This is a genomic window from Microcoleus sp. T3_D1 (assembly GCF_036700405.1).
GTDB lineage: Bacteria > Cyanobacteriota > Cyanobacteriia > Cyanobacteriales > Microcoleaceae > Microcoleus.
Map to the genome: position 1 here is coordinate 233,261 of NZ_JAUBOV010000001.1, position 23,018 is coordinate 256,278.

Annotated in this window: 12 protein-coding genes; 7 read left to right on the top strand and 5 right to left on the bottom strand. The window is 45.9% G+C overall.

Annotated elements, in window-relative coordinates:
• Positions 1-76: 76 nt before the first annotated feature.
• A complete protein-coding gene (locus tag QT992_RS00995; protein WP_333318366.1) occupies positions 77-1,330 on the bottom strand; it encodes an FIST N-terminal domain-containing protein in 1,254 nt (417 codons plus the stop codon).
• A gap of 849 nt (positions 1,331-2,179) precedes the next feature.
• On the opposite strand from QT992_RS00995, the gene QT992_RS01000 reads away from it, so the two are divergent.
• From QT992_RS01000 to QT992_RS01020, 5 genes are all read left to right on the top strand, one after another.
• Entirely contained in the window at positions 2,180-2,416 is a 237-nt protein-coding gene (locus QT992_RS01000; protein WP_333318368.1) for a Calvin cycle protein CP12, read from the top strand.
• Positions 2,417-2,970: 554 nt separating this feature from the next.
• Positions 2,971-3,591 (top strand): DUF3177 family protein, encoded by a 621-nt coding sequence (locus QT992_RS01005; RefSeq protein ID WP_333318370.1) that lies wholly within the window; start codon positions 2,971-2,973, stop codon positions 3,589-3,591.
• Between the two features lie 269 nt (positions 3,592-3,860).
• Positions 3,861-5,315 carry a hypothetical protein gene (locus QT992_RS01010; protein ID WP_445251139.1) on the top strand — a complete coding sequence of 485 codons (1,455 nt, stop codon included), beginning with the start codon at positions 3,861-3,863 and terminating at the stop codon, positions 5,313-5,315.
• A gap of 389 nt (positions 5,316-5,704) precedes the next feature.
• Positions 5,705-5,986 (top strand): peptidoglycan-binding domain-containing protein, encoded by a 282-nt coding sequence (locus tag QT992_RS01015; RefSeq protein ID WP_333318374.1) that lies wholly within the window; start codon positions 5,705-5,707, stop codon positions 5,984-5,986.
• A 217-nt stretch (positions 5,987-6,203) separates the two neighbouring features.
• Complete coding sequence (locus QT992_RS01020) at positions 6,204-6,476, top strand: peptidoglycan-binding domain-containing protein (protein ID WP_333318375.1); 273 nt, start codon at positions 6,204-6,206, stop codon at positions 6,474-6,476.
• Positions 6,477-6,524: 48 nt separating this feature from the next.
• On the opposite strand, the gene QT992_RS01025 is transcribed toward QT992_RS01020, so the two are convergent.
• Positions 6,525-9,920 (bottom strand): ATP-binding protein, encoded by a 3,396-nt coding sequence (locus QT992_RS01025; protein ID WP_333337065.1) that lies wholly within the window; start codon positions 9,918-9,920, stop codon positions 6,525-6,527.
• A gap of 1,070 nt (positions 9,921-10,990) precedes the next feature.
• On the opposite strand from QT992_RS01025, the gene QT992_RS01030 reads away from it, so the two are divergent.
• Positions 10,991-11,290, top strand: a complete 300-nt coding sequence (locus tag QT992_RS01030; protein WP_333318379.1) for a DUF7734 family protein — start codon at positions 10,991-10,993, stop codon at positions 11,288-11,290.
• Positions 11,291-11,565: 275 nt separating this feature from the next.
• On the opposite strand, the gene atpC is transcribed toward QT992_RS01030, so the two are convergent.
• From atpC to QT992_RS01045, 3 genes are all read right to left on the bottom strand, one after another.
• A complete protein-coding gene (atpC, locus tag QT992_RS01035) occupies positions 11,566-11,973 on the bottom strand; it encodes an ATP synthase F1 subunit epsilon (RefSeq protein WP_333318381.1) in 408 nt (135 codons plus the stop codon).
• Between the two features lie 184 nt (positions 11,974-12,157).
• Positions 12,158-13,615 carry a F0F1 ATP synthase subunit beta gene (gene atpD / locus QT992_RS01040; RefSeq protein ID WP_333318384.1) on the bottom strand — a complete coding sequence of 486 codons (1,458 nt, stop codon included), beginning with the start codon at positions 13,613-13,615 and terminating at the stop codon, positions 12,158-12,160.
• Positions 13,616-13,753: 138 nt separating this feature from the next.
• On the bottom strand, positions 13,754-14,554 hold the full coding sequence (locus tag QT992_RS01045) for a PEP-CTERM sorting domain-containing protein (RefSeq protein WP_333337062.1): 801 nt from the start codon (positions 14,552-14,554) through the stop codon (positions 13,754-13,756).
• 1,058 nt (positions 14,555-15,612) lie between these two features.
• On the opposite strand from QT992_RS01045, the gene QT992_RS01050 reads away from it, so the two are divergent.
• Positions 15,613-23,018, top strand: a 7,406-nt coding sequence (locus QT992_RS01050) for a two-partner secretion domain-containing protein (protein ID WP_333376353.1), incomplete at its 3' end; no start/stop codon positions are given.

Here is a 23,018-nt window from a genome sequence, read left to right on the forward strand (position 1 = left end):
AACAGTCAACAGTTAACAGTCAACAGTCAACAGTCAACAGTCAACAGTCAACAGTCAACAGTCAACCGTTCACAAATTATGAATTTTGGCGACAAATCCCGAATACGGAGGTGTAGCCGTGCAGAAATGTGCTGCCGCCGACGGGGCCGATTTCGCCGTTGCAGAAAAAGCCGCTCAGCGGGATGTTTTTGAGGTATCGGCCAAACAGTCGGGAGTCAAAGTTCGATTGGCCGTAAAGCCCTTCACCGCGCCCCAGACAAGAGAACATCAAGGCGCCGGCGCTGGATGTACCGCTGTACTCGGCGGCCCGCTGATAGCGATCGAGCAGCATTTCTAGGTCTTCTGCGGAGGTGCGCGCGTCCCGCAGGTGAAATTGGATGCGCTGTCCGGGACGGACTCGATCGCCGATCGCAATCGCCCCCACTTTCGGATCTACTCCCAACAGATTGCGGATTAAAAAATCTCCCGGCTCTAATGTCAGCTTGAATTCATCGCTGACTAAGCCTACAAATAACGAGTGCTGAGCTAATTCTCGGTCTTCTTCGCTCAAAGTTTGAACTAACTCTCGCAACGCCTCTAAGGGCGATCGCTCGATGCCCGCGCTGCCCGTATCGTCGGTTTGTTCTTCGAGTTTCAGCAAAATATTGCGTTCTCCTTCCGTCACCCGATAAGGATGCCCGATCGGTCTGCAGCCTTGAGCGACGATCGTTTCCAAAACTATATTGCCGCTCAAAGCTACCCCAACCGTCCCTTCTCGGTAAAGGTGATAGTCGCAAAACAGCGCCGCGCCCCTGCCCGCACCGTCCCCCCCAGCGAGTCCCCCTACCTTCGCCGCGCCCGGATAGGCATAATCTAGCCCTTGCAGCAAATCGTTAATTTTTGCGGAAAAGGGGTCGGCCAAGATGATGAACTGCGGTTCTTCCTGGGCCGGCACGCCCAAGAGATCCACCCAAGTATCCGGGGGACTATCTAAGTCCGGCAGTTCTTCTGCACCGACGTGAAAAGTTCTGACATTCACTCCCGGCAAACGGGCCAGACTCAGGCTGACTGCGGGAGATCCCTCGACTTCTTCGGTGAGGCCGCCCCGGTTCGTGCCGATGACTCCTCCCCCGCCACAGCCCAGGATCGCGGGCACTGGCAGCAGTTCTCGGAGTAAAGGCATCAGCCGAGAATACTCGCTGGCAAAGGCAGACGAGATAAATATCAGCGCTAAATCGGCCGGGCCTTCTAGGTCGCGATCGGCTTGTTCTATAACTTCTTTGAGGGCGGATTCCAAAGAGGGACGGGTTGATAAAGCGCTGACCCACTGCATTTGGTTTTGGGTGTACATAAGGCAAACTTCTCTATAAAACTATCTCTATACATTACGCTAACCGGAACTGACCGCTGGGGGGACGCTATTCTTGGGCGATCGATTCCCCCTCGATCGCCGTTCTTGTGTTAACATAAGTTAACATGAGTGTCCCATTAATCTGTTAACTGTTAAATCCCATGTTCAGCTAAATCTTAAAAGATAAAGCTCAATACAGTTTGACACACCAACCTCGTGTAATGTTTTCATCAAAAGTAAGGTTGGCTCGACCTACATTGATGCCTGTGGACTAGAATCCGCCTACGGGCTAGTAAAGCAGGAAGTAGAGACGGCTAATGCGCTCATACTTATGGATGGTTTCTCTCTGGGCTGCTGCAACAGTCGCGCCTCTCAAGCTATTATTAGCTGGGGTCGCCAGACCGAAACAGCAAATCCAACCCAAACTAACATCCAAAAAGAAAACCTTTCTTACTTAATAAGGTCAGTAACGAGCGGGCTAAAGCCACGCTCGCTTGTAAGAGAAATCTCTCGCAAGCTGTACTGACCAGCTATCGCCTTAACTGGCTAAGTTTTTTGAGTCACGACACCGGGAGAATGCGTAGCTAGTTCCTTGCTCTGTCGCTGAAGGTTAAACAGTTCTAAAGTCACGCTTTACAGTGCTTTGGGCCTAACAAGCTCACTAAACAAAGGCGCGTGCTAACTTTACCCCAGAAATGGGAGATTGAGGCAATCATACCTCACCGGAGAGGTTGATTAAATTCCCTCTCGAACCCTCGCCGGAGGGGATTCAAGGCGATTGAAATCGCCGAGTCGTTTTCCACGAGCGGGCTAAAGCCACGCTCGTTTCCCACTTACCGAGTTTTTTTTATGACAACAACACCCTCCGTCAACATCCAAGAAAAAATTGAAGAAGAACTAGAAAGCGCTCGTACCGTCTGTGACGCCAAGGGCGCTACTTCCGGGGAATGCGCGGCGGCGTGGGACGCAGTTGAAGAACTGCAAGCAGAAGCTTCCCACCAAAAGCAAGTCAAACCTAAGAATTCTTTTGAAAAATTTTGCGACGACAATCCTGACGCTGCTGAGTGCCGCATCTACGAGGAATAAACGAGCCATTTAGCTCTATGCCTTCCCTCCCGCGCCGAAATCTAACTTTTGGCGCGGGAGAATTTTATTTTAGGGGTTGAGCCTTGAAATAATGGCGAGAGTTGCCCTCTATCCCCATACGGTTCAAATCCGCCAGCTTCCCCCGTGCCGCCCAACCAGGGCTGTTTCATTCTCTTGTAGGGGCAGCAAAGAGTGGCTGCCCCCATGTCTGAAACGCTTGTGAAATCGTCTGTGGGGGGTAGGCATTCTTGGCACTACAAGAGTCAAAACCGCGATTTTCGTGAGAATGAAACCGCCCTGCCTCTTGGGGGACAAGAATTTTTGGCTCTTGCGTCCCCCAAGCGCTGCCAGGATGGGAAGGAGATATCTGAGGAATCAACAGTTTTAACTCAAGCGTATTGCCGTCTATCGTGTCTCAAGTACCCTTCAAAGCGCGCCAAGTACCTTAGAAAAGGTAGCAGTAACTAAAACATTAAGACCGTGTTCTGGTTGCGGATTTTTTAGCATTTTTGTAGTAAAATTTGTGACTAATAAGTGAGTATATTTTCCCAAAGATGTTGAGTCTTTTATTGGCAGCCACCGGGCCTTGGTTTCAACCACTGGTGTGGATGGATTATCGGTTGTCTGTGTTATTAACAATTTCGATCCCGCTGGTAGTGCTGATTTGGGCTGTTGTGGCAAAAGCTGAGGCGATCGTCCGTTTGTCGATTATTTATTGGCGGGTGGCGAGTTTGCTGGCAATTACACTTTACCTGATGATGGCTGCGCTGCCTGTGAGCTTTGTATCGTCGGTGATTGGGAGGGCCTTAATTCCTGCTAGTCTGTGGTTTTGGGAGGATTTAAACGAAGAAATTGCCGATCGACCGCAGTCGCCCCTGAAACTGGCTTTTACAGCTTGGCGGTGGGCGATTACTGTTTACAGCGGTTTGGGCGCTCTAGCTCAACTTTTCTTCTTAAGCTGTGCCTTTAAATCTCAAATTCAGATAATTGATGAACCTTTTTGCCGCGTTTGGTTAGATCCACCTTGGCTGTACAAACAAATGTTTCACCCTACGGCAAACCCTCAATTTTTGGGATTGTTGGGTATGATAGGTTTAGCAATTTATGTACTTTACTTGTCATATTTTGTGCTAATTCGGCTAGGAAAACAGGGGAGGTCAGCAACTGGAAATTAAGTTGAGTTTAAGTAAGTATTTGCCTCCTAAATACCCGCTAAAGTCTTCAACAAAAACCTCAAATATCCCAAGTCAAAAAAGCCGGGGCGCATCTACGAAAGAATCAAACTAACACCAGGGTGGCTGACGTGACCCGCCCAAAAACGAATACAATGGCCCGACTCCTGTCGTGGAGATATAAAAATTTTAGACCAAGGTTCAAGCTTCCAGATTCATCTGTGGAGTAAATCTAAAATCTAAAATCTAAAATCTAAAATCGACTGACAGCAATGTTATTGGGAAAGACTGTGATGGATAGCAAACAAGCCTACTTACAGTGCTTAGACAGGCTGATTTGGGCGATCGATCGCCTGGAAGCAAAAGTCGAACCAAGTGAACTCGCTCGGATTGCCGAACTGATTGTTCAACCGATGATGGGGCCCTGGCGGTTTTTTCACACTCCCGAACATATTTTTGATGTGGGGGGAGATGAAGATGCGATCGAGGTTTTGGCAGCTTTATTTCACGATACCGTCTACCTGCAAGTCGATCGCAGCATTAACTTTAACGTCAGCTACTACATCACTCCTGTTGCAAAAGAGGTTAACAAACAGCTACAAATTCGGGATAAATCTGAACTGCCTGCGGATGCTACCTTCGAGATGGTAATGCTGGTATTCAATTTTGAACCGGGCGAAGTTCTCAATCCTTTGGCCGGACAAAACGAATTTCTTAGCGCTGTGGTAGCAGCAAAAGCTCTAGAACCATTTCTAAAATGCGAGCAATTGCTTCAAATTGCAGGCTGCATTGAAGCAACAATTCCTTTTCGCGTCGCCGATGCGGGAGTAACGGTAAGCCAGCGCCTTTATGAGCGCTTGCAAGCAATAAATAGCCTGTTTAACCTCAGTTTAACGGACGAGGAAATGCGGGAAACGGTCAAAAAAGCTGTGCGAATCTCTAACCGGGATGTGATGAGTTTTGCTCACCATAGTTCAGCCCATTTTTTGGCAAATACCTGGAATTTACTGCCGGAAACCAATCACAATCTCATCTGCTGGGGTTTTTACACGGTTCGCGACTACCGAGTTGCTTTGGTGAAGATGGAAGGTTTTCTGAATTATCTCAAGCCAGAAATAATTTTCCGGCAGTTTGAGGGATATCCAGACGATCGCACCTATCAGCGCTGGGAAACTACTGCTAAGTACAATCTCGAAATTGCGAAGCTTTATTTGGGGTGCAAACTGGCTGCCCTAGCCCTGCTAGAAGCTCTTTCTTCAGGTTTGGGGATAGATGTTTCTCTGGCGATGATGATGGGAGGATTTCCCGATCAAGCTGCTAACTGCGTGCGCCTAGAAAGCTTTTTTCCCGAAATAGAGAAACCTTACCAACCTAAAAGTGGTTTAGAAGCGGAAGTATTGAATTTATTAGAAAATGGGCGGGCTAAAAGCACTTCTAAAACCGATTTGGAGAACTCGCCACTGACAACGTTTGTGGTAAAAATTGTTGGGTTTGACGAAATGCGCTATCAGTGCGATCGAGCTAAGGAATTTTTTCGAGAAAATCTCAACGCCGACGACTTTATTTCCGACTTTAACCCGATAGTTACAGAAATTGTCATTGATTCAATTCTCAAGTTGTTTGACAGCCGGAAATCTACTATCTACCGATACTACGATATCACTTCTAAGTTAAAGTCGCAACCCCAGACCCATTTTCCCGATCGCCCTTTTCGCTCACATGGTTAATGAGCTTTAAATACAGAATTTTTTCCTCCTCTCTAGAAAAGACCCTTACTCAGCTTATACAACAGTGGAGCGATTACACTGTAACACGATTGATTGACTCGCTTTCCCTACGTCAATCTGCCTATTCATCCCGACACCAACAGCCCTACAGGTATGGTGTGGGGCTTCCGGCAAAGATGCTAAAAGTTGATAAAAAATGGAAATTTGCTGCTGTTTGCCTTTGACAATTACTCTGTACAAAACGGATTTGATAGCGGGCTGTCACTCATCTGAGCTACCCCAGATAAGCGTCACTATAAAAAGCGACTGTTAAAGCACTTCCACCCACAGCTACAACTGGGGAATAGCAAGTTCAAACGACTTGCCAACCACTAATCCCCAATCAAACCATGCAAACCACAAATTCAATTTACGCTCAATTGCCTCTTTGCTCTTCACTGCCCACACTGAAACGAAATAATAGCACCACTGCCAATCAAAACGTGCGCTATCTCCAACAATCCTTAGTTAAAAACGGATATCCCGTCGCAACTGATGGATTCTTCGGCCCAAAAACCGAACAAGCAGTCATCAAATTTCAAAAGGAAAATAAGATTGCTGTTGATGGCATTGTCGGCCCTCAAACTTGGAGTCTATTAGGTGCTTGTTATACAGATGAACCCGGATGTTAAATCCAAGTTAACTAATCCTAGGCGCACGGCTAGCAAGAAACTGGGTTTTTTCACAACAATACTTCGTTTCAGCCCCCAGAAACGCTAAAAAAACTGGTGGTTGAGCGAAGCCAAAACCCCGTTTCAGCCCGTCAAAAGTGCATCCAGGACTATTAACATCATTTCCGCACTTCTCTGCTTTCAAACAACTTGCAAACAACCAATGGAGACTCAAACTATGCAAACCACAAACGCAATTCACATGGAATTACCTTCCTGCCGTTATTTTCCCCTACTCAAACGCAACGATGGCGTCACCCAAAATGAGGACGTTCGCTACCTTCAGCGACTCTTGAACGCCAGCGGATTTTCCGTAACTACTGATGGAGGATTCGGCCCTAAAACCCAACAAGCAGTCATCAATTTTCAAAAGCAAGAACAACTCGTTGCTGATGGCATTGTCGGCCCTAAAACTTGGAATAAATTAGGCGTTTGTACAACTATATTTTAAAGTTTGTACAACCATATTTTAAACAGAGTAGGGCGTGCAGTTCGCGCCCTATTTCTCCGTCGAAGTTTCCACGCCCGACCACCCCTCGGGGGTTCCGTACATTCGATACTTGCGAGACCGTTTGAAATACAGCATTGCTACCCGATCGTCCGGATTGATTTGTAAAATATTCTGAAATACTTTTTGGGCGGCAACAAATTTTTGCTCGTAGTAAAAATTGAGAGCTTCTTGAAAAACCTCCGCAGTTTGCTGCTTGAGTACAATGCTCTGCTCTGTTTCTGTATCGTATATTTCAAACACCGACACAGCATTTGTCTTTCCTTTCACCGTTACTCGATCGACAAATCTGTACTTATATCTTTCTGGATCGTCGAGGCGAGCGATAATTGCACCGCTAACTAGAATGCCCGCGCCGTAAACCTTAGTCAATCCTTCCAAACGAGACGCGAGATTCACCGCATCAGCAATCACCGTACTTTCCATCCGTTCTCGCTCGCCAATGGTACCCAACATCAAATTGCCCGCGTGCAAACCGACGCCGATCGCGATCGGAAACAAGCCATTTTTTTCTCGCTGTTGGTTATAGAGATTTACTTCTTTCTGCATATCAATTGCTGCTCGCACACCATCTTCAGGAGATGTAGGAAACAGTGCCATGACTGCATCCCCAATGTATTTGTCAATAAACCCGTTATTCTTCCTGATTGCAGGGCTAACCCTTCCCAAGTAAGTATTAATAAATGCAAAATTTTCATCCGGTGTCATATTTTCGGAAAGCGCCGTAAACGAGCGAATATCAGCAAACAGCACTGTCATATTTTTTTCCTGATGTTCGCCTAATTTTACTTCAATAATACTCGGCTTTTCCAGCAAGTTGAGAAAATCGTGTGGCACAAACCTGCCGTAGGCTGCATTCAGTTTGGCTAGGCGAATTTGCGTGTTAATTCTAGCCAACAATTCTTTTTTGATAAAAGGTTTAGTTACATAATCATTTGCTTCTAAGTTAAAAGCTTCTACCAAGTCGGTAGTTAGATTTTTGGCCGTCAGCATCAGAATCGGCATTTCTAAAGGCGAGTATTTTTTGCGGACTTCTCGACATACTTCATAACCCGTCATCTGGGGCATCATTACATCGAGTAAAATTAAGTCTGGCTTAAATCCTGATTCAATCAGATTTAAAGCTTCTAAGCCGTTGCTCGCTTGAGTAATCTCGTAGTTTGCTACAGAAAGACTGTTGATGATGACATGAATATTAATCGGCTCATCATCAACTACCAAAATTTTTAATTTTTCACTTTCTAGAAAGTCGCTATTGTCTGATACCTGAGAATTTATTATAGATGATTGGCGGGCTAGTTCAGGAGTGATAAAAATGGGAGAGGCCTCGGTTAAACGCGGCTGTATGCTGCTAAATTCCGGTTGATTCTCAGAGAGGGGCAAAGTAAAGGTGAATTGGGAACCAACGCCTACAGTTGAAGATACCGAAATTTTACCTCCGTGCAATTCCACTAATTGCTTGGCAACAGTTAACCCTAAACCCGTGCCGCCATATTCTCTAGCAGTGGAACCGTCAGCTTGTTCAAAGGATTCAAAAATTCGCTCTAATTTATCTTCGGGGATGCCAATACCGGTGTCAGATACACTAATAGCTAATTGGGGATTAAGGGGTGATTGTGCCTTGCCAGTTACCAATTCTGCAGAAATTTCTACTCGGCCGCTTTCGGTAAATTTAATCGCATTGCCGATTAAGTTGTAAAGTATTTGCTGCAAGCGATTCTCGTCGGCTGCTATTGGCGGCAATTCAGGATCTACTGAGTTAATCAACTGCAAGTTTTTTTTGCCTACTAATGGCTGAGACAAAGTGAGAATTACAGAGACTATTTCTCGAATACCGACGGACTTAATTTGCAGTTCTATCGTTTTGTGTTTGAGCTGAGAAAAGTCCAGAATATCGTTAATTAAAGAAGACAATCTTTTGCCCGATGATGTAATTAAAGCTAAGTTAAAATTTGTTGAGTCTGGCAGTTGTCCGGTAGCACCGTCTATTAAAGATTCTGCAATCCCAATAATGCCGTTGAGGGGAGTGCGGAGTTCGTGGGAAGTATTGGCTAAAAATTCGTCTTTTAGTTTGTCCAGTCGCTGCAATTCGGTATTTTTAGTTTCTAAGGCAGTAAAAGATGCTTGCAGTTGTGCTGCCATGCTGTTAAAAGCAGCGGCAAGTACGCCCAACTCGTCGGAGCGATCGAGCTTTACAGTTTTGTCAAATTGTCCTTCAGACAACGCTATTGCTGCATTTTTTAATTTTATAAGAGGTTTGATAATCCAGCGAGAAGTGATAATTCCTAACACAGTTGCCATGCCCAAAGCTGCCAGACATAGCAACACTGTAGTGCGGTTGCCGGCCTGAATTTGTTCCATAAAGTCGGCTTCGGGAACGACAACGACAATCAGCAAATCTAAACCCTTGTCGTCTTGGAAGGGCAGGACTTTTAAAAATTGCTGCTTCCCATTTATTTCAAAATGGAGTTGCTGCGATTTGGTAATCTTGTTCAAGTTGTGAAAGTGAGTTTCTAAATATTTAGCTGTAGTTTGCGTTACTGCATCGCTGCTTTCTGTAACTTTAAACAGTTCTTTTTGACCGTTTTGGGTGCGGAAAGGTTTTTCGGGTGTGGAAGTTGCCAGCAGCGTGCCGTTTCTTTCGATAATAAAAGTTTGACCGGATTTGCCTATTTTGAGGCTGTTTAAAAATTGACCGATACTGTCGAGACGCAAAGCAGCAATTAATACTCCTTCTAGCTGTTTCTGGCTGTTGTAAACTGGTTGCAGCGCGCTGAGGAGCAAGGTGGGTTCTAGGAAGGATACATAAACTGAACTCCAAGTTGGTTTGGCTTCTAGAGCCGCATAGGTGTAGGAAGGGTGCTGCCGGATGTCGAAGTTTTTAACGGAGGCGGCTACTGTAGTGCGATCGCCCGTATCATTAGTATTGTAAGAATAAAAATCAAAATTTGTAGACGGGCCCGATGCGTTAATCAATAAAGTGCCGTTAGACATCTTTTCGCCAGTGCGATATTCTCCATCTGAATTAGCGATCGATGTAAAATTGATATAAGGATATAATTGTACTTGTCGCCACAGATACTTTTCCCAAGCTGACAAGTCTCTCATGTTCACAAAACCCAGTTTCACTGCATCCAGCTTGCTTTGATTGATTTTGTGCGGAGTTTGCAGATAAGTTCTCAAATTTTGCTCGATGCGATTGCTCACCTCCCCCATCAATTGATCCGCAAGGTCATTCACTGCTCTTTGAGAGTTCCTAAATGATAAATATCCCACAATACCCACCGCTGCAAATACTTGCAAGACAAACGGAACTATGAGTACAGTTTGGAGCGTGGCTTTTCCAGAAAGTTTGGCCACCAAGCGCTTGATAGAAAGAGTGGACATAACATTAATTTAGCTTTAAAGACACAGTTAATACTCGGAGCGAAGATTTACCGCTGGTCAGTATTCTAAACCATTTTGTACTTAAACAAAACTTACGCAAGAAAAACCCGATTTTTGGTTTCTTCCTGAATCGCTGTCCCACCTGAGATTTTTCATAGAAACTGAGTTTAATTCTCGCATAGCTTTCCGCAGTATATGCGAGTTTGAAGTCAAAAGCAGCGCACTCAACGGCGTATCTTTCAGAAAAACTCCGAATTTTGGGGTCGAATGCTTCGGCTTAAATGTATTATGACTGAGGCCAGGTACAAAAACCGGATAAATACAGAAAAATTTTTGCCGTCAGCTTAATGTTACTTTTACTACTTTTCATCCAAAGCTTCTATCCCCGACCATCCTGGTGGCCCTCCATACATTCGATTCTTCCGAGAGCGCTGAGAGTAAATTGGTGCTAACTTATCTTGAGTATTTATTTCGCAAATCTTCTTGAATTTTTTTTTGCAAATTAGTAAAACTTTGCTCGAACTACCGCTCCAGAAGCCTTTTAAATAATAGAAATATCGGGTTTTATTTCAATGCTTGGTTCGGTTGCGGCATCATTAATTTTAAACACCGACACGGCCGATGTTTTTCCTTTTACTGTGACTCGATCGACAAATCGGCACATATATTTTTCTCGATCGCCCAAAGGAGCGAAAATTAAGTCACTAACTAGAATTGCCGCCCCGTAAACAGTTATTTATTAGCTCTGAGTTGCAACTTGTCCGAGTTCAAATCAAGCAAAAAGCTAGCATAAATAGCAGCGTCTATCCCCAAGGAAAACGCCGTTTAATAAACATTTGACTGGAAAACGATAATTTAAACCTAGTCTTTCTGTGGCTCATAAAATATGGGACAAGCAGGTTTGCAGGAGGAAAATCTTCCCGATGTTTTTTACAGGACTTATATTATGTCCGCTTACTTCCTGCGGTTAAAAAAGCTCGAATTAAAAATAAGATTTTAGCGGGATGTCCCTAAAATTAGCCGCAAAATTAAGCTATATTATAGCAGATTTCAGGAAAGTGAGATTTGCTATGGCTGACTCTATTGCTCGCCGCTTGGAACAATACACGGTAAAACGATCGCACGAAGTTTTAATCGTCAAGGCCGAAATAGACGGCGAATTCGATGAAATTGCTATTTTTAAAGGCTTTTCTAGCTCCCTGACCCGATCGACTGCTTTCGATCCAGACGTTCCTGTTTTGCCGGAGGAAGCAAAAATTGTCAGTGTCGATCGACTGGAGAGCCCCTACAATCCAAATAACCCCCGCTATCTTCAGCAGGGGTTATCTTGGGAAACAATGCAATCTCTATTGTCGGAAGTTGGAATTTAAGAAAAAAGTAGGGACACAACATTGTTCATTAGTGTCAACTTAACGTCAAACGTAATACCGGTCTGCTGTTTGACTATTAGGGTTCGATCTCCCTGGCGCCCCCCTTAAGAAGGGGGGGACAAGACTCCGATCAAAGTCCCCCTTCTTAAGGGGGATTTAGGGGGATCTGGACTCAGGTAAAAACGAGATTTCTCAAGGCTTTCAGGCTGGTTGTTGACACCTATGAACAATGTTGTGTCCCTGCTACAAAAGCACTATGTCCCTACCCGCGATCGCTAGATCGTGCCGCCGGCAGCTTGAAAACGAGCTCTCGCGCGTTTGATGGCTTGCTTAGCTTGAATTTGCTCTTGCAAAGTGCCGGTAGTAGCCTTTTGCAAACGAGCTTCTGCTTCGGTGTAAGCAGTACGAGCAGCTTCTTTATCAATGGTTTCGCCTTTTTCAGCGCCGTTGACAAGAATAGTAACTTTGTTTTCTTGGATTTCTGCAAAGCCACCCATCAGAGCAATAGACACCCATTCCTTGCCGGGACGGACGCGCATCACTCCGGTATCCAAAGCTGTCAACATGGGAGCGTGACCGCTCAAGATACCCAGTTGGCCTGTGGTGCTCGGCAGAATTACTTCTTCAGCATTAGAATCCCAAACAGTTTTGTCTGGGGCCACTACGCGCACAGTTAATGTCATAAATTGTCCTTAGTCATTAGTCATTAGTCATTAGTCAGCAGTCAGCAGTCACCAGTCATTAGTAATTAGTCATTAGTCAGCCGTCGGCTATCATCAGTCACTTAGTTGTTAACTGTTAACTTTTAACTGTTAACAACTAATGACCAATGACTAATGACCAATGACTAATGACTCATGACTAAAATTACTTGGCGTCAGCTTTCATTTTTTCAGCTTTGGCGATCGCCTCGCTAATGTCGCCCACCAAATAGAACGCTTGTTCCGGTAATTCATCAAGTTCGCCAGCCAAAATCATCTGGAAGCCCTTAATGGTATCTGCCAGCTTGACGTACTTGCCGGGGGAACCGGTGAACACTTCAGCCACAAAGAACGGTTGAGACAAGAAGCGTTCAATTTTGCGAGCGCGAGAAACCGTCAAGCGGTCATCTTCCGACAGCTCATCCAAGCCCAAAATTGCAATAATGTCTTGCAATTCCTTATAGCGTTGCAGAGTAGACTGCACTTGACGAGCAACACCATAGTGCTCTTCGCCGACAACGCTAACTTGCAACATCGTAGACGTAGAATCCAGCGGGTCAACAGCCGGATAAATCCCCTTCGCAGCCAAGCCGCGAGACAACACAGTTGTAGCGTCCAAGTGAGCAAAAGTCGTAGCCGGTGCGGGGTCAGTCAAGTCATCCGCAGGTACGTACACAGCTTGAACCGAAGTAATAGAACCTTCGGTAGTCGAAGTAATCCGTTCTTGCAAGTCGCCCATGTCTGTACCGAGAGTCGGCTGATATCCCACAGCCGAAGGCATCCGACCCAACAGAGCCGATACCTCAGAGCCCGCTTGCACAAACCGGAAGATATTGTCAATGAACAGCAGCACGTCTTGCTTGCTGACATCGCGGAAGTATTCGGCCATCGCCAGAGCCGACAGGCCCACGCGCATCCGAGCACCAGGCGGCTCGTTCATTTGACCGTAAACCAGAGCAATTTTTGATTTGCTGCGGTCTTCTTCGTTAATAACCCCCGACTCGATCATTTCCTTGTAGAGGTCATTACCTTCGCGGGTGCGCTCGCCCACACCGCCGAACACGGACACGCCGCCGTGAGCCTTGGCGATGTTGTTCACGAGTTCCATCATAATCACGGTTTTGCCGACGCCTGCGCCGCCGAACAAACCGATTTTGCCGCCGCGACGGTAAGGGGCGAGCAGGTCAATCACCTTGATCCCAGTTTCAAACACCGAAGGCTTGGTTTCCAGTTCGGTGAAAGCCGGCGGGTTGCGGTGGATGGGCATACTTTCGGAAGTATTGACCGGGCCGAGGTTGTCTACGGGTTGACCGATGACGTTAAAAATCCGGCCGAGAGTTGGGATGCCGACGGGAACTTGGATTGCTTCCCCGGTATCTACTACTTCCATGCCACGCACCAAGCCGTCGGTGGTACTCATGGAAACTGCACGCACTTGGCTGTCTCCGAGCAGTTGTTGAACTTCGCAGGTAACGGCAACGTCTTGACCTGCTTCGTTTTTGCCGGAAATCGTGAGAGCGTTATAGATTTGGGGCAGTTTGCCGCCTGGGAATTTTACGTCTACAACCGGCCCAATGATTTGAGTGATGTAGCCTACGTTCGTTTTTTCTGCGGTGGATACCATGAATAGTGCCTTTGTTAGGATGCTATTTTTCCCGTTATGGAAAAAGTCTTAACATTTAGAAATGCTATTTCTCAGAGTACCACTGAACAGACGCACTATTTAGATTTGTATGGGTCTGGTTAAGAGTCATTTTTATGGTTACTGCCCTCGCTTTTTTTTCCGGCGAGCTGCTGCCAAAGCCCCGATCCCCAGCATAGTCCCGAATACTGTGACTGGTTCGGGGACTGGTTCGGGGACTAACTCAGCCGACAGGCTAAAGTTTTGAAAGTCAACGTCATTTCCTTTGCTGCCATCGTCAAAGGAAATCTTTGTACCCTTAGCGAGTTGTTCTGTTGTCGCAGATTGAAACTGCTCTGGGCCCTTGCCATCGTTGACGGTGCTAAATGGATTGCTGGATTTGTAGTTGAGCTCAAAGTCGCCAAACACGGCTTGCTGGCATCCAGTTGTCAGACATTCAATTCTGCTGAATCTGGTGTCGGCGGCGAACCAGAGGCTGCTGTTCATAAAGGTGCTGCTGGAGACGTATTGCTCGAAGGGCTTGCCAGTGCCGGTGTCGCTCCAAAGCAGGAGGGCGTAAATTTGATCTTTGAGAAAGGTGAAACTTTGGGTAATTTTGCCGTCTGGGGATGTGACAGCGTTGCCGAAGGTTCCTTCTCCCTTGTTGGCGGAGCCGTTATCTGAGGGTTTAGTTTCGTTAAACAGAGTGGATATGTTGCTGTAGCCCGTGTTGTCCTGCTGGGATTGGGCTACCCACAAACTGGACTGGTATAGTCCCTGAGATTGGTCGAATGTAAAATTGATGCTGGTGTCTCGATCGAACTGGATGCCGCTCGTGCCAAACATGAAAGCTCGGACGGGCGTGCAGATGCTGAGCAACATTGTGGTTGCCAAGCTGGCGACTGTAAAAGATGTTTTTTTGACTAGCGTTAAGGTAGTCATAACCCTGATTCCTCCAGTATTGTTAGGTAGTAAGGCCCAAAATGCCCTAAATGCCATGTTGCCGTGACGCGAATAGACGATCGCGAGCCTGCGATATTTAGGACGATCGTCAAACCTAAAGAAGAGGCTCCACACCAGTGAATCTACATACATATCTCACTTAAGGGTGTTTTGGAGTAAATGAGTGCTTCTTCTAAGAGTTTTCACTGACACCAGATTGACACATTTTAATCTGTAACAGCAAGATTTTCACCCTGCCTAGACTTCCAACGTACTACATTTACTTGGTTTCGGTAACGGTCTAAAGTTGAGTGCAAGACTTGCAAATATTGGCTTTCCTCAAAAATACATAAAAATTTTAATCGAGCTTTATAAAGTTTTGGTAAAGATCCTCCAAAAAATATAAAGTTTTTGAGAGAAATTCGGCTGTTGGGTTCGTTGCTCCTCAAAGCGCGCTGCCAACTGCTCGCCGTATGCAGAAAGAAGTGGCTGCGATCGCGAGTAGGGAGGTGAGCGAGTTTTTTTCCACTCTAAGCAAGCTGTATAAGAGGCGATCGGTACTTACGTAGTTTTGACTAAAATTCCGAGTTTTTTAAACCCCTAAACCTCGCGTTCGGTGCCAGATTTTCACCAACAGTCCCGGACGCATTAACCCGGTTTTTTAAGCTAATTGGGTCAGGGAAGCAGTGAAAGTCAATCGATTTTAGATTTTAGATTTTAGATTTTAGATTTTAGAATTGAAGCCTTGATCCCACGGAGAAATTCGGGGGCTCCTTTATCGGATACAGGTTTTTTATTTCTGGACGGATGAATCACGTGGCGGGTATCCTGGATGTTTTCGGTCCAAAAAAGAAACCAAGTTTCATTTCCCGCGCTTGATTTCTAGTAAAAAAAATTGTTTTTAAGTAAATCATACTAATTAAAAACATACATTTCCTTTTTCACGGCCAATTATTCGGCAACTAAAAATAGGCTGCTCCTATTGACAGGAGAAATTTTTAGGAGTAAAAATAGGAGAAATAAATACGATCGCACTTTAAGCACCATCTGTAAACACAATGACACCCAACAAACTACATTTGCTCGGATGGTTATTCATTGTTAGCTGGCTGAGTGCAGCGGCGGGTTCGGCAAACGCGCAACCCATTATCCCGACACCAGACGGCACTAACACACTTGTTACTCCCAACGGCAACCGCTACGACATTTCCGGGGGGTCTTTCAGCGGAGATGGGGCTAATCTTTTTCACAGTTTTACTCAGTTTGGCCTCAGCGAGGCTCAAACGGCTAACTTTCTGACAAATCCGAATATTCAAAATATTTTGGGAAGGATTACTGGGGGTAATCCTTCTTTAATCAATGGCTTAATTCAAGTTACGGGCGGCAATTCCAATTTATTTTTGATGAATCCTGCTGGCATAATTTTCGGGCCGAATGCCAGTCTCAATGTGCCTGGATCTTTTAATGCTACTACGGCGACAGGGATTGGTTTTGGGAACAATCAGTGGTTTAGTGCGATCGGCAATAACAATTGGGCAACTTTAATTGGGACACCGAATAGTTTTGCGTTTACAAATTTGCAAGGGGGAAGCATAATTAATGCAGGCAATCTGACGGTGACACCAGGTCAAAGTTTAAGTTTGATCGGCGGTACGGTTGTCAATAATGGTCAGGTAACTGCGCCTAGCGGCAATATTCTGATCGGCGCCGTACCTGGTAACAATTTGGTGCGAATTAGTCAAGCTGGAAATTTATTGAGTTTGGATATTCAGCCGACTGCAAATCAAAGTTCGCTGCCAAACAATTGGACGCAGCCAGTGTTATCTTTGCCGGAGTTGCTGACTGGACAAGGTGTGGCACAGGCGACGGGTTTGACGGTAAATCCCAATGGTGAAGTTGTGTTGACGGGGAATGTTGCAGTGCCTGTAACTGCGGGAACTGCGATCGCATCCGGCAGTCTCAATGTCTCTGGCAACACTGGCGGTACTGTAAATATTTTAGGCGACAAAGTAGGAGTTATTGCAGGCAATATCGATGCTTCTGGGATTAACGGCGGCGGTAATGTACTGATTGGCGGAGATTATCAAGGTTTGGGGACTGTGCCCAATGCTTGGCGGACTTTTGTTAGCAGCGACTCGACGATTAATGCTGATGCTGTTAGTAATGGGAATGGCGGGCGAGTCATAGTTTGGGCCGATGAAACTACTCGCTTTAATGGCAATATTACGGCCAGAGGTGGCTTGTTTTCTGGGAATGGCGGCTTTGTGGAAGTGTCGGGAAAGCAATCGCTGGATTTTCAAGGATTTGTTGATTTGCGATCGCCTTTTGGCATTGCAGGGACGCTATTGCTAGATCCTACAGACATCACTATCGGTGGCAACCCTGATGCCGGTGGCACTTTATTGGGCAACGGAACATTTGCTCCCGCCGGCCCTACTTCTACGATTAATAACGGAACGCTGCAAACACAACTGGGAGCAAGCAATGTGACGATTTCCACTGCATCGCCTTCTACCAGTGCAGGCAACATTACAGTTAATGCTCCCGTTTTGTGGGGTAGTCCCAACTCGCTGACGCTGCTAGCGAATAACAATATTACTGTTAATTCCCCTATTATTAATAATGGGAATGGCGCGATCGCGTTAAATGCTGGTAATGCAATATCAGTCAATGCCAACCTTCGTACTAGGGGCGGAAATATTAGCCTCACCAGTACCAATGATATCAACACCGCTGCTGCCGATATTGGTTCCTCTGCTATACCAGGAGGAAATTCAGGAGACATCTCCCTCTCCACTACTGGTGGTGGTAACATTACCACTCAATGGCTGGCTTCCCATAATTTAGTTGGAGGTAATGCAGGGAACATTACCCTCACAGTTACTGGAGGTCCGGGCGCGATCGACACCACTGCTGGAGAGCTGGATTCCCAATCCTCTTTAGGAATAGGAAATGCAGGAGCGATCGCCCTCTCAACTGTTGGTGGTAACATTACCACTAACAAACTGGCTTCGTTTTCCCTGGGTGCAGGTACGGGAGGGGATATTACCCTCTCTGTCACCGGAGGAACAGGTTCTATCAACACCATTGCTAATTTTCTGCAATCGAGTTCCACTTCAGGAAATGGGGGATCGATCGCCCTCTCCACTGCTGGTGGCAACATTACCACTGGAATTTTGGGTTCTAATGCTGTTGGTGCAGGTACAGGAGGGAATATCAGGCTTTCTGTCACCGGAGGAACAGGTTCTATTAACACTGCTGGAATTCTGGATTCCCGATCCAGTTCAGGAAATGGGGGAGCGATCGCCCTTTCAACTACTGGCGGTAATATTACTACTGCTGCTCTGAATTCTACTTCAGGAGGTGCAGGTACGGGAGGGAATACTACTCTTTCTGTTACTGGGGGGACAGGTGCGATCGACACTACTGCTGGAAATGTCAATTCCAGTTCCAATTCAGGAAATGGAGGCGCGATCGCCCTCTCAACTGCTGGCGGTAATATTACTACTGCTGCTCTGAATTCCCGCTCATCAGGTGCGGGTGCAGGAGGTAACATCACCCTCACTGCCGGAGGAAACATTACTACTGCTAATATTTACGCTTCTACCGTTAGTGGGAATGGAGGCAATATTTCATTATTCAGTAAAACGGGTTCTATTGATACTACCGTAGGAGCAAACATTGGTGATAATGTACGCTCATCAGCAGTAGGTGGAAATGTTGGTGGCACAATTACTATAACCGCAGCTAATGATATCACAGTCGGTCACATTCGTTCATTTGGGGGGTTAGTCCCCGGTTCTGTTAACATTACAAGTAGTAATGGAGGTATGCAAATACAAGCTATAGATACCAGTTGTAGTGGTGGTAGTTGCCCTGGCGGAGATATTAATTTGAATGCAGCCGGAAATATTACCCTCAACAGTGGTGGTCTTACTTCTGTTTTTAACACTGGGTTAAGTGGAGCCATTACATTGCAAAGCGGCAATTCTATTTCTATCCCTATTATCTACTATAATGGTGGTGGTGCGATTAACCTCAGTGCTGCTAACGCAATTCAATTAGGCAAAATTGTTCCTTTTCCGGCCATAGCTCAAGTACCAGGAAGTATTACGATTACCAGTAATGAAATTGACTTCACGGGAGGTGCTAATGCAGTACAAGCAGCTAATTCACCCCTGCTAATTCAATCTTTTACCCCCAACCAAAATATTGTAATAGGTGGCTCTGAAAATCCCTCTACACTCGATTTAAGCGCAACTGACTTAGCCGCTTTATCAAATAATTTTTCTTCCGCTACTCTTGGCAGAAGTGATGGAACTGGTACTATTTCTGTGACAGGAAATGTTAATTTTAATTATCCCGTGACCTTGCAATCACAGGGAGTGGGTGGTTCCATTAACGGGAGCAATGGCAATATTACAGGTACAGGAAATGCTAACTTTACCCTATTAGCCGATAAAAATATTACTACAGGTAGTATCCTCAACTCAGGTAGAAATATTACTATCAGCAGCACGAATGGCAATATTAACACCACTGCGGGAACTCTAGATGTTAGCTCATCTCTTGGCAACGGAGGTGCGATCGCGCTTACGGCTGCATCAGGCATCCAAACAGGAGCAATTAATACCAGCACTACATCTGCTGATAGTACCAGTGCTGCTGGTATAATAACGCTCAATCCTGGCACAGGAAATATCACCCTCAACGGTGATATTAATGTTTCAGCCGCCGCTGGCAGCGGTGGTAACGTGACCTTTTTAACGCCAGTTGTCTTAACTCAACCCACTACTACTCTCACTACATCTGGAACTGCTAGCAGCGGCAATGTCAGCTTTAACAGCCCCCTTGATGGGACGGCAATAGGCAGTCAAAGCTTGACAGTGAATGCAAGTACAGGGAATATTACTTTTGGAGGTGCGGTAGGCAGCACCACAGCATTAGGAAATATCACCGCCAACAGTACAGCTACAACCATATTTAAAGCGGTAAATGCTGCCAATTTAACTACTGATCCAGGCGGTACAACTCAACTTAATGGCAACGTCACCACTACTGGAAATCAAACTTACTCCGATGCAGTCACAATTGCCACTAATCCGATTATTTCAGGCAGTGGCGTTACTTTCAATAATACTGTTGAGGCCAATAACATTGGCAGCGACTTAACTGTAAATGGGGGTACGGGTAATATTACATTCAATGGTGCAGTTGGCAATACCAAGGCATTAGGAAATATTACTGCTAACTCTACAGGAATAACCGCATTTAATCAAACAGTCGAGGGCGTGAGTTTAACCACAGATGCTGGCGGCACAACTGAACTAAATGGCAATGTCACTACAACGGGCGCTCAAACTTATGGAGATGCTGTGACTGTTGCCAATAATCCCATTCTCTCCGGCAGCGGTGTTACTTTCAACAATACAGTAAACGGCAGCAGCGATTTAACTCTGAATGGGGGTACTGGTAATGTTACATTCAATGGTGCAGTTGGGAATCCAACAAATGCGATCGGCAATTTAAAAGCTAACTCTACAAGAACAACCGCATTTAATCAAACAGTCAATGCCGCAAGTTTGACGACTAATATTGGCGGCACAACTCAACTCAAGGGAAATGTCACTACAACTGGCAGTCAAACCTACGGAGATGCAGTTACAATTGCCAACAATCCCATTCTCGCAGGCAGCGAAATTACTTTCAATAATACTGTTGATGGTACCAGCGATTTGACTGTGAAGGCGGTTAGCGGTAATCTTAAATTCAATGGTGCTGTTGGGAATCCAACAAATACGATCGGCAATTTAACAGCTAACTCTACAGGAACAACCGCATTTAATCAAACAGTCAATGCCGCGAGTTTGACTACAGATGCTGGCGGCACAACTCAACTCAAGGGAAATGTCACTACAATAGGCAGTCAAACTTATGGAGATGCAGTTACAATTGCCAATAAACCGATTCTTTCAGGTGACAGCATTACTTTCAATAATACTGTTGATGGTAGCAGCGATTTGACTGTGAAGGCGGTTAGCGGTAATGTTACATTCAATGGTGCAGTTGGGAATCCAACAAATGCGATCGGCAATTTAACAGCTAATTCTACAGGCACAACCGCATTTAATCAAACAGTCAATGCCGCGAGTTTGACTACAGATGCTGGCGGCACAACTCAAGTCAAGGGAAATGTCACTACAACCGGCACTCAAACTTATGCAGATGCTGTGACTGTTGCCAATAATCCGATTCTCGCAGGCAGCGACATTAGTTTCAATAATACAGTTGACGTGGCTGGCAATCTCGGTATTGCTGCTGATAATGTTAATCTCAAAGGAACTGTAACCACCACCAATGACGGCACGCTCACTATTACCAATAAGGTGAATCTCAATATTGAGAAAAACCTGAACTTAGACGGTGCATTTATTCAAAACGGCGGGAGGAATGTTGCGGTTAGCGGCAATATCACCACAACAAATGATAACATTACTTTTAGTGGGCCAGTGACCTTAAAAGCTCCTGTAAGTTTTACGCTGGAAGATGCAACTATTGCTTTCGGTTCTACTATATCGGCAGGTACTAACCCGCTGAATTTAACAGCAGGTGAAATTGATTTTTCTGGAAACGTTTCTGGTACTGGCGCGCTAACCCTGCAACCCGCAACAGCCCGACAAAATATTGTTGTTGGCGGAATGGATAACAATACTAGCGCTTTAGATGTGACTGCATCGGAACTTAATTTGATTCAAAATGGATTTAGCTCGATCGCGATCGGGCGATCGGATAGCAGTGCCAATATTAGTGTTCCCTTTAACCTCACATTTTTAGATCCAGTAAATATTCAAACGGGAACCGGTACGATCGCACTTGATGGCACTATTACTGGCAATGACAACAGCAGCATTGCTCTCAAGGCTTCCACAATTAATTTGAATCATGGCATCAATACCAATAAAAATCCGATCGCTCTCAACGGCACTGTAACACTCGGTAACGATATTAATCTCAGAACCGGCGGCGGAGATATTAAGATAACTGGTGCGATAGACGGTAATCATTTGCTGAACTTAGATGCCGCTACAGGCAATGTGTTGGTGCAAGGAAATATCGGAAAAACAGTACCACTTTCTGTTTTGAATGTTACCGCAACGCAGGCGGAATTCACTAACGGTAATATTGCGAGCAATTCTGGTTTTAATATTGCTGCTGCCAGCACTAAGTTAGGTGGCAATGTTACTACTAATCAGGGCAATATCAATATTAACGGTGTTCTCGGGTTGACGAAAGATGCGAGATTGAGTACAGCCGGGGGGAATATTGCCTTTGGAGGTGCGATCGACAGTATTGATGCGGCCCGCAACTTAACTCTAGCCTCTGGTAGTGGTAGCATCACTTTCAACGGTGCGGTGGGGGCCACCAGCAAGTTAGGAAATCTTGCGATCGACAATGCTGGCAATGTGACAGGAAACTCGACAATTAACGCGCAACAATTGACAGCACTAAACACGGAAAAAGTCAACTTATTGGGAGATGTCACCGCCGCCAAAGTCGATATTACTGCCAAGGGCGATATAAGTGTTAAAAATATTACTGCTAATGGCGGAGAAATTCTCTTTACAAGCGGTAACAATTTCACCGCAGGCAATTTGAATACATCGGGAGACAGTGGCGGCAACATAACTGTTAAGGCGATAACTTCAATTACGGCCGGACAAATAAACTCTAGCGCTATAGTCGGAAATGCCGGCAATGTGTTCTTAGACCCGATCGGCGATATTCAAGTAGAGTTTATCAATGCCCAAGGCGGTACAGGCGGCACCGGTGGCGAGGTGACAGCAATAACAGGCAATTTTTTCCGCGCTACGGGTACTTTTTCCACCCCACTGTCGCCGACGGGATTGGCTAGCATTTCTACTGCTGGCGGCGCAGGTGGTGGCAAAATTACAATTGTGCACGCTGGGGGAGATGGAGGGACGCCGATTCAACCGTTTGTGGTGGGGGATGCTGCTAGCAACGGTACGGCGGGTGCAATTACAACGGGACAATCTACCATTACATCGCAGTCGTTTCCGCGTTCTAGTAGTGTTGGTAATATTGTGTTTTCGACTGATGACGCGATCGACCCGCCGCCAACGCCAACTCCAACTCCGGTAGAAACTCCCACTCCCACTCCGAGTGAAACTCCAACTCCGGTAGAAACTCCCACTCCCACTCCGAGTGAAACTCCAACTCCGGTAGAAACTCCCACTCCCACTCCGAGTGAAACTCCCACTCCGGTAGTAACTCCCACTCCCACTCCAGTTGTCACTCCCACTCCCACTCCGGTAGTCACTCCAACTCCGGTAGTAACTCCAACTCCCACTCCCGTTGTCACTCCAACTCCGGTAGTCACTCCCACTCCAACTCCGGTAGTAACTCCAACTCCGGTAGTAACTCCAACTCCCACTCCCGTTGTCAC

Excerpts from the sequence above, each read along its gene's own strand:
- QT992_RS01030 (WP_333318379.1), top strand. The coding sequence starts at position 10,991 with ATGGCTGACTCTATTGCTCGCCGCTTGGAACAATACACGGTAAAACGA.
- QT992_RS01045 (WP_333337062.1), bottom strand. The coding sequence starts at position 14,554 with ATGACTACCTTAACGCTAGTCAAAAAAACATCTTTTACAGTCGCCAGC.
- QT992_RS01025 (WP_333337065.1), bottom strand. The coding sequence starts at position 9,920 with ATGTCCACTCTTTCTATCAAGCGCTTGGTGGCCAAACTTTCTGGAAAA.
- atpD (WP_333318384.1), bottom strand. The coding sequence starts at position 13,615 with ATGGTATCCACCGCAGAAAAAACGAACGTAGGCTACATCACTCAAATC.
- atpC (WP_333318381.1), bottom strand. The coding sequence starts at position 11,973 with ATGACATTAACTGTGCGCGTAGTGGCCCCAGACAAAACTGTTTGGGAT.
- QT992_RS00995 (WP_333318366.1), bottom strand. The coding sequence starts at position 1,330 with ATGTACACCCAAAACCAAATGCAGTGGGTCAGCGCTTTATCAACCCGT.
- QT992_RS01015 (WP_333318374.1), top strand. The coding sequence starts at position 5,705 with ATGCAAACCACAAATTCAATTTACGCTCAATTGCCTCTTTGCTCTTCA.
- QT992_RS01020 (WP_333318375.1), top strand. The coding sequence starts at position 6,204 with ATGCAAACCACAAACGCAATTCACATGGAATTACCTTCCTGCCGTTAT.
- QT992_RS01005 (WP_333318370.1), top strand. The coding sequence starts at position 2,971 with ATGTTGAGTCTTTTATTGGCAGCCACCGGGCCTTGGTTTCAACCACTG.
- QT992_RS01000 (WP_333318368.1), top strand. The coding sequence starts at position 2,180 with ATGACAACAACACCCTCCGTCAACATCCAAGAAAAAATTGAAGAAGAA.
- QT992_RS01010 (WP_445251139.1), top strand. The coding sequence starts at position 3,861 with ATGTTATTGGGAAAGACTGTGATGGATAGCAAACAAGCCTACTTACAG.